Source organism: Rhodospirillales bacterium, assembly GCA_014323865.1.
GTDB lineage: Bacteria > Pseudomonadota > Alphaproteobacteria > SP197 > SP197 > SP197.
Genome location: JACONG010000016.1, coordinates 474,119 through 486,881, shown reverse-complemented (window position 1 = coordinate 486,881; position 12,763 = coordinate 474,119). Strand labels below are relative to the sequence as shown.

The 12,763-nt window shown below is 64.1% G+C and carries 15 protein-coding genes; 11 read left to right on the top strand and 4 right to left on the bottom strand.

Going from position 1 to position 12,763, the window contains the following annotated elements; all coding sequences use genetic code 11:
* Positions 1–35 precede the first annotated feature (35 nt).
* The 10 genes from ctaD (at position 36) to GDA49_11260 (ending at position 9,001) form a co-directional block, all read left to right on the top strand.
* Entirely contained in the window at positions 36–1,646 is a 1,611-nt protein-coding gene (ctaD, locus tag GDA49_11305) for a cytochrome c oxidase subunit I (GenBank protein ID MBC6440968.1), read from the top strand.
* A gap of 23 nt (positions 1,647–1,669) precedes the next feature.
* Positions 1,670–2,578 carry a protoheme IX farnesyltransferase gene (locus GDA49_11300; protein MBC6440967.1) on the top strand — a complete coding sequence of 303 codons (909 nt, stop codon included), beginning with the start codon at positions 1,670–1,672 and terminating at the stop codon, positions 2,576–2,578.
* Positions 2,579–2,702: 124 nt separating this feature from the next.
* The gene (locus GDA49_11295; GenBank protein MBC6440966.1) at positions 2,703–3,299 is read left to right on the top strand and encodes a cytochrome c oxidase assembly protein; all 597 of its coding nucleotides are present in this window, start codon (positions 2,703–2,705) and stop codon (positions 3,297–3,299) included.
* Between the two features lie 22 nt (positions 3,300–3,321).
* On the top strand, positions 3,322–4,146 hold the full coding sequence (locus GDA49_11290) for a cytochrome c oxidase subunit 3 (protein MBC6440965.1): 825 nt from the start codon (positions 3,322–3,324) through the stop codon (positions 4,144–4,146).
* A gap of 70 nt (positions 4,147–4,216) precedes the next feature.
* Positions 4,217–4,597 (top strand): DUF983 domain-containing protein, encoded by a 381-nt coding sequence (locus tag GDA49_11285; protein ID MBC6440964.1) that lies wholly within the window; start codon positions 4,217–4,219, stop codon positions 4,595–4,597.
* A 3-nt stretch (positions 4,598–4,600) separates the two neighbouring features.
* On the top strand, positions 4,601–5,305 hold the full coding sequence (locus tag GDA49_11280) for an SURF1 family protein (GenBank protein MBC6440963.1): 705 nt from the start codon (positions 4,601–4,603) through the stop codon (positions 5,303–5,305).
* Positions 5,302–5,619 (top strand): hypothetical protein, encoded by a 318-nt coding sequence (locus GDA49_11275; GenBank protein MBC6440962.1) that lies wholly within the window; start codon positions 5,302–5,304, stop codon positions 5,617–5,619. The genes GDA49_11280 and GDA49_11275 overlap by 4 nt, the downstream gene beginning before the upstream one ends.
* A 33-nt stretch (positions 5,620–5,652) precedes the next feature.
* Entirely contained in the window at positions 5,653–7,047 is a 1,395-nt protein-coding gene (locus GDA49_11270) for a threonine synthase (protein ID MBC6440961.1), read from the top strand.
* Positions 7,048–7,112: 65 nt separating this feature from the next.
* Positions 7,113–8,372, top strand: a complete 1,260-nt coding sequence (locus GDA49_11265) for an insulinase family protein (protein ID MBC6440960.1) — start codon at positions 7,113–7,115, stop codon at positions 8,370–8,372.
* A 92-nt stretch (positions 8,373–8,464) separates the two neighbouring features.
* On the top strand, positions 8,465–9,001 hold the full coding sequence (locus tag GDA49_11260) for a GNAT family N-acetyltransferase (protein ID MBC6440959.1): 537 nt from the start codon (positions 8,465–8,467) through the stop codon (positions 8,999–9,001).
* Here GDA49_11260 and GDA49_11255 read toward each other — a convergent pair.
* Positions 8,998–9,573 (bottom strand): YqgE/AlgH family protein, encoded by a 576-nt coding sequence (locus tag GDA49_11255; protein ID MBC6440958.1) that lies wholly within the window; start codon positions 9,571–9,573, stop codon positions 8,998–9,000. The two genes, GDA49_11260 and GDA49_11255, sit on opposite strands and share 4 nt — an antisense overlap.
* 203 nt (positions 9,574–9,776) lie before the next feature.
* Between GDA49_11255 and GDA49_11250 the strand changes: the two genes are divergently transcribed.
* On the top strand, positions 9,777–10,259 hold the full coding sequence (locus GDA49_11250; GenBank protein ID MBC6440957.1) for a peroxiredoxin: 483 nt from the start codon (positions 9,777–9,779) through the stop codon (positions 10,257–10,259).
* Between the two features lie 101 nt (positions 10,260–10,360).
* Here the strand turns inward: GDA49_11250 and rnhA are convergent, their stop codons facing one another.
* Genes rnhA through ispH form a run of 3 tightly spaced genes read right to left on the bottom strand, consistent with a single transcriptional unit; the run spans position 10,361 to position 12,744 of the window.
* Entirely contained in the window at positions 10,361–10,807 is a 447-nt protein-coding gene (gene rnhA, locus GDA49_11245; protein ID MBC6440956.1) for a ribonuclease HI, read from the bottom strand.
* Positions 10,804–11,772, bottom strand: coding sequence for a homoserine kinase (locus tag GDA49_11240; protein MBC6440955.1), 969 nt, complete (start codon positions 11,770–11,772; stop codon positions 10,804–10,806). Before GDA49_11240 ends, rnhA begins: the two co-directional genes overlap by 4 nt.
* A 12-nt stretch (positions 11,773–11,784) precedes the next feature.
* Complete coding sequence (ispH, locus tag GDA49_11235) at positions 11,785–12,744, bottom strand: 4-hydroxy-3-methylbut-2-enyl diphosphate reductase (protein MBC6440954.1); 960 nt, start codon at positions 12,742–12,744, stop codon at positions 11,785–11,787.
* Positions 12,745–12,763: the final 19 nt, after the last annotated feature.

Sequence of the window (12,763 nt, the reverse complement as noted above, 5' to 3'; positions counted from 1 at the left end):
AACGCGATAGCGTCAACGCGGAAGAGAGAGACAAGATGAGCGAGAGCCACGTCCACGCCCACGACGATCACCATCCCACGGGTTTCCTGCGATACCTCTATTCGACGAACCACAAGGACATCGGAACGATGTACCTGATCTACGGGTTCGTCTTCGGTCTCGTCGGGTTCGCCATGTCGATCCTGCTCCGCATGGAGTTGGCATCGCCGGGTGAGGGCATCCTCGGTGGCGACCATCAACTCTACAACGTTCTGATGACCAGCCACGGCCTGATCATGATCTTCTTCATGATCATGCCGGTGTTCATCGGCGGCTTCGGCAACTGGATGGTGCCGCTCATGATCGGCGCGCCCGACATGGCATTCCCGCGCATGAACAACATCAGCTTCTGGCTGCTGGTTCCCGCGGGCATCCTGGTCGTCGCATCAGTCTTCATCGACGGCGGTACCGGCGCCGGTTGGACAATCTACGCGCCACTCTCGACAACATACAGCACGGGTCTGGCGGTCGACTGTCTGATCCTCGCGATTCATCTCGCAGGTGCGTCCTCGATCCTGGGCGCGATCAACTTCATCACGACGATCTTCAACATGCGGGCACCGGGCATGACGCTCCATCGCATGCCGCTCTTTGCGTGGTCGGTCCTGGTGACCGCCTTCCTTCTGGTGCTTTCGCTGCCGGTTCTGGCGGGCGCGATCACCATGCTGCTGACCGATCGCAACTTCGATACCGGCTTCTTCGATCCGGCGCTCGGCGGTGACCCGATCCTCTACCAGCACCTGTTCTGGTTCTTCGGTCACCCGGAGGTCTACATCCTGATCCTGCCGGCCTTCGGTATCGTCAGCCACATCATCTCGACCTTCTCGCGCAAGCCGATCTTCGGTTATCTCGGCATGGCCTACGCCATGGTCGCGATCGGCTTCGTCGGCTTCGTCGTGTGGGCGCACCACATGTACACGGTCGGCATGAACGTCGACACCAAGGCCTATTTCGTGGTCGCCACCATGGTGATCGCAGTGCCGACGGGCGTGAAGATCTTCAGCTGGCTCGCAACGATGTGGGGCGGATCGATAGAGTTCACGACGCCGATTCTGTGGGCCCTGGGCTTCATCTTCCTGTTCACGGTGGGTGGCGTCACGGGTGTGCTTCTGGCGAATGCCGGCATCGACCATGCCATGCACGACACCTACTTCGTTGTCGCGCACTTCCACTACGTGCTGTCGCTGGGCGCGGTGTTCGCGCTGTTCGGCGGCTTCTACTACTGGATCGGCAAGATGTCGGGCTACCAGTATCCGGAATGGGCCGGCAAGCTGCACTTCTGGATCACGCTGATCGGTGTGAACGTCACGTTCTTCCCGCAGCACTTCCTGGGCATGGCGGGCATGCCGCGCCGTATTCCGGACTATCCGGAGGCATATGCCGGCTGGAACATGGTGTCGTCGATCGGCTCCTACATCACAGCCTTCGGCATGCTGGTCTTCTTCTATGTGCTCTGGGAGATCTACGTCTCGAAGAGACAGCGCTGTGCGGCCAACCCCTGGGGTGAGGGTGCGACGACGCTGGAGTGGACGGTCGATTCGCCGCCGCCGTTCCACACCTTTGAGGATCCGCCCTACATGGGCGCCAAGGGTCCCTCGGCGCACTGAGCCAGGGCTGAGGTTCCGGCAACGTGACAACTGACACCGGCATCACGGCAACGGCGCCGTCGCTTTCGGCAACGCCGTCCGACTTCTTCGCGCTGCTCAAGCCGCGCGTGATGTCGCTTGTCGTGTTCACAGGCGCGGTTGGCCTAATGGTCGCGCCGGGCTCGCTGCATCCGGTGCTCGCGATTGTGGCTGTGTTCTGCATCGCCGTGGGCGCAGGCGCTTCGGGTTGCATCAACATGTGGTACGAGCGTGATGTCGACTCGATCATGCGCCGCACGCGCCATCGCCCGATCCCGGCCGGTCGTGTCGAGCCTGAGAGTGCGCTGCAGTTCGGTGTCGTTCTCGCCGCAGCCTCGGTCATGGTCATGGGCCTCGCGATCAACTGGGTCGCCGCCGCGTTGCTGGCCACGGCCATCGCGTTCTACGTCTTCGTCTACACGATCTGGCTCAAGCGCCGGACGCCGCAGAACATCGTCATCGGCGGTGCGGCGGGCGCCTTTCCGCCGATGATCGGCTGGGCTGCGGTGACGGGGGACGTCTCACTGGCCTCGCTGTCGCTTTTTGCCATCATCTTCTTCTGGACGCCGCCGCACTTCTGGTCGCTGGCGCTCTATCGTTCGGGCGACTATCAGGCGGCGGGCATTCCGATGCTGCCGGTTGTGGCCGGTGCGGAAACGACGCGCCGCCAGATTCTGATCTACAGTCTCCTGATGCTGCCGTTGTCGATGATGCCCTCGCTGCTCGGCGCGGCCGGCTTCGTCTACGCACTTGGCGCGGGTTTCTTGTCGCTTGTCTTCATCGGCGGCGCGGTTCGGATCGTCCGGCATCGGACGGACGAGGCGGCCCGCTGGATGTTCAAGTACTCGATCCTCTATCTGGCTCTGCTCTTCGCGCTGCTCATGGTCGATCAAGCCGTGGCAGGATTGTTGTGAGATGGCTGATGACGACACCGGCAGCCAGAAGAAGCGCAAGCGCAACATCGCGCTGGGTCTTGCTCTGGCGGGGTGCGTCGTGCTGTTCTACATCATCACGGTCGTCAAGCTGGGCGGCTGAGCGATGAGCAAGCGTCCTCTCAACGAACGCAACCGCACGACCGTGCTGTCCGTCATTTTTGTGCTGACCTGCATGACGGCGCTGACAGCCGGTGCCGTGCCGCTCTATGACCTTTTCTGCCGGGTCACCGGCTACGGCGGAACGACCACGACGGCCGACGTGGCGCCGGGCGCCGCCGACGATGCGCCGCTGGTCACCGTCCGCTTCAACGCCGACACCGCCCGCGGGATGCCGTGGGACTTCCAGCCCATGCAACTGGAGATTACCGCACCCGTCGGCAAGCAGATCACCGCGTTTTACGAGGCCTCGAACCCGACCGCCCGACCGGTTGCGGGAACCTCGACCTACAACGTGACGCCGCAGAAGGTCGGCGGCTATTTCGCCAAGATCGACTGCTTCTGCTTCATCGAGCAGACGCTTCAGCCCGGTCAGAGCGTGGCCATGCCGGTGACGTTCTTCGTCGACCCGGAGCTGTTCGTCGATCCGCTGACTTCCGAGGTCCGTACCATCACGCTGTCCTATACCTTCTTCCAGGTTGAGGACGCCGAAACCACAACCAACGCTGCGCTGGACGATGGGACCGGCGCGGTCGCCAACTAGTTGACACGAGGGGGAGAGGCCCATGGCCGATCACGCACCGAAGCATCCCTACTATCTGGTCGAACCGGGCCCCTGGCCGGCGCTGGGTGCGTTCTCCGCGCTCGTGCTGGCGCTTGGCGCGATCATGATGTTCGCCGACGAATCGCGCTGGTGGATGCTCCTGCCCGGTGTCGTTCTCGTGCTCACCACGATGTTCTTCTGGTGGCGCGACGTGATCCGCGAGGCGCACCACGACAAGGCGTACAGCCCCGTGGTCCAGCTCGGCATGCGGTACGGCATGGCGCTCTTCATCGCGTCGGAGGTCATGTTCTTCGTCGCCTGGTTCTGGGCCTACTTCAACGCCGCGCTGTTCCCGACCGAGCAGATGGGCAAGATCTGGCCACCCGAAGGCATCATGACCTTCGATCCCTGGGATCTGCCGTTCATCAACACGCTGATCCTTCTGACCTCGGGCACGACGGTGACCTGGGCGCACCATGCGCTCAAGGAAGGCAACCGGGATCAACTGATCGCCGGCTTGTGGGTCACCGTCGTGCTGGGTCTGACCTTCACCAGCTTCCAGGCCTATGAGTACGCCATCTCGCCGTTCGGCTGGGGCGATCCGGGCGGAGCCAACATCTACGGCTCGACGTTCTACATGGCGACCGGCTTCCACGGCTTCCATGTCATTGTCGGAACCATCTTCCTGGCGATCTGCCTGGTGCGTGCCTACAAGGGCCACTTCACGCCCGAGCAGCACTTCGGCTTCGAGGCGGCCGCCTGGTACTGGCACTTCGTCGACGTCGTCTGGCTGTTCCTTTTCTGCTGCATCTACTGGTGGGGCGTGGGCGAGATCGCCCACCACTGACCCCCGCTGTTATCGTTGCGATGCCGGCCCGTTCGATCGAACGGGCCGGCATTGCTTGAGAGGGCAGGTCATGACAGGCCACGACTGCTACGTGTCCCCGTTTTCCGCTGGGCCAGGTTGCCGCTGCCCGCGTTGCGGCGAGGGCAGGCTGTGTCGCGGCTATCCCAGTGTGGCGAAGGGCTGCGATGTCTGCAGTCTCAAGCTCGCCCATGAAGATGCCGGCGACGGGCCGGCCGTTTTCGTCATCCCGATCTACGGGCTCCTCACGGCGGTCTTCGCTGCCTGCATCGAACTGAGTTACGAGCCGCCGTTCCGGGTCCATGCCCTGATCCTTGTGCCTCTGATCCTCGGCGGGTCGTTGTTGCTCCTGCGTCCCTTCAAGGCTGTGACGATCGCACTCCAATACAAACACCGTGTCGCCGGCTTCGAGAACGAGCCGGGGGATCACTGAACGATGGCCCGCCGGACCGTTGCTGTTGTCGTCGCCGCCGTTGTCGTCGCGCTGTTGCTGTCTCTGGGCACTTGGCAGCTCTATCGGCTGTCCTGGAAGTCCGGCCTGATCGAGACCATGGAGGCCCGCCTTGCGGGCGAGCCAATGGCGCTCGGAGACGCCCTTCTGCTGCCCGCCGGGGAGCAGGAGTGGACCCCTGTGGTGGCGGAAGGCCGGTTCATGCCGCGCAACTTCGCGCTTTACAGGATCAAGGCCGACAGCAATCCCGGGTATCACATCCTCACCCCGCTCCTGCTTGACGACGGCCACTATGTGCTCGTCAACCGCGGTGCCCTGAGGGCCGATTCGTTCAAGCTTGCGCTCGAGGCCGTTTCCTCGGCACCCGATGAGGTCGTTACGGTGACGGGCGTGATGCGCCCCGGTGAAACGCCGACGCTCTTCACCAATGATAACGATCCGGCCGGTGAGGCCTGGTACTGGATCGACCTTGATGCGGCCGGCGAAACAGCAGGGGTCGCGCTGCTGCCTGTCGTGATCCACGCCGATGAGGACCCGACCGATGCCGCTTTGGAGGGTGGTCAGGCCCGTTTCGATCCACCCAACCGGCATCTCGAATACGCCATCACCTGGTATCTGCTCGCCGGTGCCGCCGCGGTCGTGGCGTTCCTGCGCCTTCGCCGCCGGGACGACAACGGAGACAGTGCATGAGCGCAGTCCGGGAGGCGCTCGAAGACCGCTTCGCCCGGATCATGGCGCTCAGCCAGATTCACGGCGTCCTGCACTGGGACCGCGAGACGATCCTGCCGTCGGGAGGTGCGGAACCGCGCGTCGATAAGCTCGTGGTGCTGGAGCTGCTCGCCCGCGAGCACAAGACGGATTCGTCGCCATCCGATCTTCTCGACGAAGCCGAGGCCGTATATCCGCATGCGCCGTGGCAGTCCAAAAACCTCGAAATGATATGTGCCGCGAGGGGTGCCATGCGAACAGGCGACCGGCGCCCCGCTCCCGACCTCGGCGTTTGAATCCCATCTCGAAGAGCGTTATCCCGGCTGACCATGCGTTATCTCAGCACCAGGGGCACAGCACCCGTCCTGGACTTCGAAGACGCGCTTCTGGTGGGGCTCGCCTCGGACGGTGGGCTCTACCTGCCCGAGACCTGGCCCCGCCTGGACGCAGACGCCTTCCGCGCCATGCAGGGCATGCCTTACGCCGGGATCGCCGCGCGTGTGATCCACCCCTTCGTTGAGGGCTGGATCGAACTCGACGCGCTCGAGGCGATGACGTCCGAGACCTACGCCGTGTTCGATCACCCGGCCGTCGTTCCGATGATCCAGACCGGCGACAACGACTGGCTTCTGGAACTCTTCCACGGTCCCACCTTCGCCTTCAAGGACCTCGCGCTGCAGCTTCTCGGTCGCCTGTTCGACCGTGCGCTCGACCGCCGCGGCCAGCGCATCACGATCGTCGGCGCGACTTCGGGCGATACCGGATCGGCGGCGATCGCGGGCTGTGCCGGGCGCGACAACATGGACGTCTTCATCCTGTTTCCCGAAGGCCGGGTCAGCGAGGTCCAGCGTCGCCAGATGACCACGGTCGATGCGCCCAATGTCCACTGCATCGCCGTCCAGGGAACCTTCGACGACTGTCAGGCGCTCGTGAAGGCCATGTTCAACGATCAGGCATTCCGTGAGCGGATCAACATGGCGGCGGTCAACTCGATCAACTGGGCGCGAGTCATGGCGCAGGCGGCCTACTACGTCGCTTCAGCCGTGCGACTCGGCGCGCCCGACCGCCCGGTTGCCTATGCGATCCCCTCGGCAAACTTCGGCGCCGCGTTTGCGGGCTACGTGGCGCAGCAGATGGGCCTGCCGATCGAACGGCTCATTGTGGCGACCAATGCCAACGACATTCTCCATCGCTTTCTCGACAGCGGTTCGTACCGGCCGACGGGTGTCGTGCCGACGCTCTCGCCCAGCATGGACATCCAGGTATCCAGCAACTTCGAGCGTTTGCTGTTCGAGGTGCACGGTCGCGACAGCGAGGCGACGGGCCGCCTGATGGCGCGTCTGGCCCAGTCGGGCGGGTTCGAGGTCCAGCCCGACGCTCATGCCCGGGCTGCCGCGCTCATGGCGAGCCATCGTCTCGACGATGAGGGTATCCGTGCCGAGATCCGGCGCATGGAGGAGCAGCGCGGTGTTACGGTCGATCCTCACACGGCCTGCGGCACCGTCGCGGCACGTGCTACGGGTGCTGTCAATCCCGCCGTTCCGGTCATCACACACGCCCAGGCGCATCCCGCGAAGTTCTCCGATGCGGTCGCGTCGGCTGTTGGACACAGGCCAGAGATGCCGGCCGGACTGGCAAGGGTGATGGACCTGCCCGAGAGGGCAACCGTCGTACCGAGCGATCTCGACGCCGTTCAGGCTTTCATTTCGCGCGAATCGCGGTAAAGGAGTTCTGTTGGTTAAGGCTTCGTGACAGCGCGCAAAGACGCCGCGCGAGGCATGGGAGGATCATGACTGTTAACGTCACCACGCTGAACAACGGTATGCGTGTCGCGACAGACTTGATCGACGGGGTCGAGTCGGCTGCCGTCGGTGTCTGGGTCGATGTCGGCGCGCGCGACGAGCCCGCTGATCTCAACGGCATTTCCCATCTCCTGGAACACATGGCCTTCAAGGGCACTGCGCGGCGTGACGCCCAGGCGATCGCCCAGGAGATTGAGGACGTCGGCGGCCACGTGAACGCCTACACGTCGCGTGAGCACACAGCCTACTACGCCCGTGTCCTGAAGAACGACGTTCCGCTTGCAGTCGATGTGCTCGCCGACATTCTGCAGAACTCCGCGGTCGATGAGACCGAGCTGGAGCGTGAGCGCTGGGTCGTGATGCAGGAGATTGCCCAGGTTCACGACACTCCCGATGACCTGATCTTCGACCTCTTCCAGGAGCGTGCCTTCCCCGATCAGCCCATGGGCCGCTCGATTCTCGGCACATCCGAACGGGTCGAGGGTTTCACGCGCCAGTCGGTGCTCGACTTCATGGGTCGCTACTACACCGCCGACAGCATGATCCTCGCGGCATCGGGCGGGGTCGACCACGATGCGCTGGTCCGTCTGGCCGAGCAGCAGTTCGCCGGTTTGCGCCGGTCGAACGGCCATGTTGCCGAACCGGCGAGTTACGCCGGGGGTACCGTCGGGCAGGACGACGACGTTGAGCAGCTTCATCTGATCGCTGGCTTCGACGGCTTCGGTTTTGACGACCCTCACTACTACCCTGTCCAGCTCTTCACCAACGCGCTGGGCGGCGGCATGTCGTCGCGCCTCTTCCAGGAGGTTCGTGAGAAGCGCGGACTGGCCTATGCCATCTATGCGTTCCACTCGGCCTTCGTCGACGGCGGGCTGTTCGGCATCTATGCGGGCTGTGCCGACGAGGATGGTGCCGAGGTGTCCGAGGTGATCGCCAACGAGCTCGTCCGCGCCGCCGATGGACTCGAAGTTGCGGAAATCGAACGCGCCCGGACCCAGCTCAAGGCAGGCCTTCTGATGTCACGCGAGAGCACGACCTCGCGTTGCGAGGTGCTGGCGCGCCAGATGCTGATCCACGGTCGGCCCATGCCGCAGGACGAGGTCGTCGAGCGGCTGGATGCCGTGACCCCGCAGGATGTTGGCGATTGCGCCGGTCGCCTGCTCGATCAGCCCGCGCCGACTGTGGCGACGATCGGGCCCAAGGAAGGCATCGGTCAATACGATCGCATCGCCAGCCGCTTCAACTAGAGACGCCGGTGTTCGGACTTCTTCGCAAACCTGCAAACGAGTCCGGCAGCACGCAGCTCACCAGCCGGCGTCTGGTTCTGCGCCAGGGCGTGATGGATGACTGGAGCGCCTGGGCGCGATTGCGCAATGAGAGCCGCGCCTTCCTGCAGCCCTGGGAACCGACCTGGCCGCGCGATGCTCTGACCCAGGCCGCGTTTCGCCGCCGACTCAGGACCCAGGCGCGTGATCGCGAGCAGGGCATCGCCCAGAGCTTTCTCATTTTTCGCGCCGAGGACGACGTGCTCCTCGGCGGTGTGACGCTGAGCGATATTCGCCGTGGTGTGGCCCAGGCCGCGACCCTGGGATACTGGATCGGCGAGCGCCACGCCCGGCAGGGTTACATGACCGAGGCGGTCGAACCGGTGATTGGCCATGCCTTCGACGGTCTCGACCTCCATCGTCTGGAGGCCGCCTGCCTGCCGACGAACGAACCGAGCCGCTGCCTTCTGGAAGCGCGCGGCTTCCGCATGGAAGGCCTGGCGCAAAGCTACCTGAAGATCGACGGCATCTGGCGCGATCACCTGCTCTTCGCCCTGGTCGATACCGAATGGCGCGAGCGGATCGCACGACAGAAGCGGGAAGCGCCCTAGTTCGGCCTGCCCATGTCGCTGGCATCGGTGCTGAGCAGCGCGGGATCGATGCCGATGCTCGACAACGCCTGCTGCCACTTGTCGTCGACATTGCCGCCGAACAGCAACTCCGGATCAGCCTCGCAGGTCAACCAGCCGTTGGCCTGGATTTCGGTGTCGAGCTGGCCCGGCGCCCAGCCGGCATAACCCAGCGCGAGAATGCTGCTCTGAGGCCCGTCGCCGCAGGCCATGGCCTTGAGCACGTCGATGGTTGCGGTCAGCGCCACACCGGTCGCGATCTGCAGGGTGCCGTCGTGCATGTAGTCATCGCTGTGCAGCACGAAGCCCCGGCCCGTCTCCACGGGCCCGCCGAAGTGAAGGCGGATGGCGTCGGCCGTGCTGCGCACCTCGATCCCCATCTGCCCCAGGAGCGCGGCGAAGGAGAAGTCCTCGAGAGGCTTGTTGACCACAAGGCCCATGGCCCCGTCGGCGCTGTGGGCGCACATGTAGATCAGCGTCCGGTCAAAGCGAGGATCGCCGATTGTGGGCATGGCAATCAGGCAACGTCCTTCGAGATAGCCGTCATCGGCCATTGATTCGCACTCCCGTTCCGTTGCGGCTCGCCCCAACCCTCGCCCCAACCGGTAACAGGATACCCCGTGGCCGGTTCAAGACCAGCGGTATATGTATCGAATTGCGCCACCGAATCGTGGCTTGAGTGTGGCACGGCGCGGGGCCATATCAGAGCGGACCCGGCAACGCCAGGGCCGCTATTCACCAGGGAGAGAGAAGAGCGATGACGATCAAGGTCGGTGACACCATGCCCCAGGGCACCATGCACATCATGACGGCCGACGGACCGTCCGAGGTCAGCACCAGCGAACTGTTCGACGGCAAGAAGGTCGTCCTGTTCTCGGTGCCGGGTGCCTTTACGCCGACCTGCTCGGCCAGGCACCTGCCGAGCTTCGTGCTGCACCACGATGCATTGAAGGCCAAAGGTGTCGATACGATTGCCTGCATGGCGGTCAATGACGCCTTCGTCATGGGCGCCTGGGGCGACGACCAGAACGTGGGCGACAAGGTCATGATGCTGGCCGATGGCGCTGCCGACTACTCCAGGGCGCTGGGCCTCGAGCTCGACCTCTCGGGCGTCGCCTTCGGCATGCGCGGGAAACGCTTCTCGATCCTGGTCGACAACGGTGTCGTCCAGCAGCTCAACGTCGACGAAGAGGGCTACGGCTCGACGAGCGCCGAGACGATGCTCGAGCAGCTCGGCTGACGAAGAACCGGGCGCTCAGAGCCATCCTGGAGCGCTCGTTGTCCTGTTTCGTTTGCCTCACACGCCCAGCGACCGAGGCAACAACAAAACAGAACGTTCTTTCAGATTTCTCCGAGATAGAGCGCCAGGCCCTGACGCGCGAGGTCGTCGGCCCGCTCGTTTCCGGGATCGCCTCCGTGTCCCTTGACCCAGCGCCAGTCGATCTCGTGGCGTTCGGCCGCGGCGTCGAGCGCCTGCCAGAGGTCAGTATTCTTCACCGGCTTCCTGGCCGAGGTCTTCCATCCGTTGGTCTTCCAGCGCGGCAGCCAGGACGTGATGCCGTCCTTCACATAGGTGCTGTCGGTGTGGAGGATCACCCTGGTCGGACGCTTCAGCGCTTCGAGCGCACGGATCGCGGCCAGGAGCTCCATGCGATTGTTCGTCGTCTCGAACGCACCGCCGGTCAGCTCCTTCTCCTCGTCACGCCACAGCATGAGCACACCCCAGCCGCCGGGGCCCGGATTCCCCGAACACGCACCATCGGTGTAAATCGTGACAGGTTCGCTCAAGAGTCCATCAATCCATAGGCGACCGCGCTGTCGACGCCGCGATGGAAACGCATCCTGGCGAGGTATTCCCTCGGATCCTTCGGCGTCACCAGGGCGCCGTCGACCGGATGCAGCCAGTCGAACAGCCGGGTGAGCAGGAATCGCAGGGCTGCGCCGCGCGCGAGCAACGGCAGGGCGACGATCTCGGCGGATTCGAAGGGGCGAACCTGGCGATAGGCGTCAAGCATGGCGCGCGCCTTCGTTACGTTGAACTCGTGCGCGTTCTCAAAGCACCAGGCGTTGAGACAGATCGCTACGTCGTAGGCCAGAAGGTCGTTGCAGGCGAAGTAGAAGTCGATCACGCCCGAGAGCTGGCCGCCGTCGAAGAAGACGTTGTCACAGAAGAGGTCCGCGTGGATCATTCCGGCTGGGAGATCCGCCGGCCACTGTGCCTGCATCACCTCGAGTTCGGCGGCAATCTCATCGCACAGGCCGGGCGCTACACCGTCGCCCTGGCCTCGACAGCCGTCAGCCAGCTTCTGCCAGCCGGCGAGTGAAAGGGCGTTGGGACGCTTGATGCTGAAATCGGCGCCCTTGATGTGCATCTCGGCCAGCGTGCGGCCGACTGCTGCGCAATGCTCGACCGAGACGCGGCGTGGCGACAGCCCCTTCAGAAAGCTGATGAGCGCCGCCGGACGTTCGTTCAGCTCCTTGAGCGCCGCACCGCTGCGGTCCTTGATCGGGGTCGGGCAGGGGAAACCCTGCCGTGCGAGGTGATCCATCAGACCCAGGAAGAACGGCAGGTCGCAGGCGCTGACCCGCTTCTCGTAGAGGGTCAGAATGAACGGGCCCGCATCGGTCATGACGAAGTAGTTGGAATTCTCCACGCCTTCCGCAATGCCCTTCAGCGAGAGCAGCGAGCCCAGATCGTAGTCGGCGAGGAAGGCCTCAAGTTCCTCTGCGGCGACGTCGGTGTAGACGGCCATGTGACGAACGCGTCAGCCGGCCAGCGTGCGGGGCAGCTTGAAGTGAACATTCTCGCGGGTGACCTCGACCTCCTCGATGGTAATGTTGTGGTCGCGCCCCAGCGCCTCGAGCACCTCTTCGACAAGGATCTCAGGCGCGGAGGCACCCGCGGTGATGCCGAGTGTGCGCACGCCATCGAGCACATGGGGGTCGAGCTCGCACGCCCGGGCGATCAGCATGGCGTTGCTGGCACCGGAGGTCCTGGCGACCTCGAACAGGCGTACGGAGTTCGACGAATTGCTCGCGCCGATCACCAGCATGAGGTCGCAGCGTTCGGCGATGGCCTTCACCGCCTCCTGCCGGTTCGTGGTCGCGTAGCAGATGTCCTGACGGTGCGGCCCGTGAATGTCAGGAAACCGCCGGCGCAGGATTTCCACGATCGAGGCGGTGTCGTCGACCGACAACGTCGTCTGCGTGATGTAGGCGAGGGCCGCGGGGTCATCGACAGCAACGGATTCGGCCTCGTCCTCGGACTGCACCAGAATGATCGCGCCACCGGGGAGTTGGCCCATGGTGCCGACGACCTCGGGATGGCCGGCATGGCCGATCAGGATCATCTTGCGTCCGGCACGATGATGTTTCCCGGCCTCATGGTGAACCTTGCTGACCAGCGGGCAGGTCGCATCAAGGTAAGACAGATCGCGCCTCCTGGCCTCCGCCGGCACGGCCTTCGGCACGCCATGGGCCGAAAACACGACAGGCCGATCGTCATCGGGAATCTCGTCGAGTTCCTCAACGAAGATGGCGCCCTTCTCCTCCAGCGCCTCGACGACAAAGCGGTTGTGCACGATCTCGTGGCGGACGTAGACCGGCGCGCCGTACTGTTCGATCGCCTGTTCGACAATCTGGATCGCACGGTCGACACCCGCACAGAAGCCGCGGGGACTGGCAAGCAGGACATGCATGGCTGGCCGCTCCCGGAGCACGTTCATCGCGTCGTTTTCCTCGTTC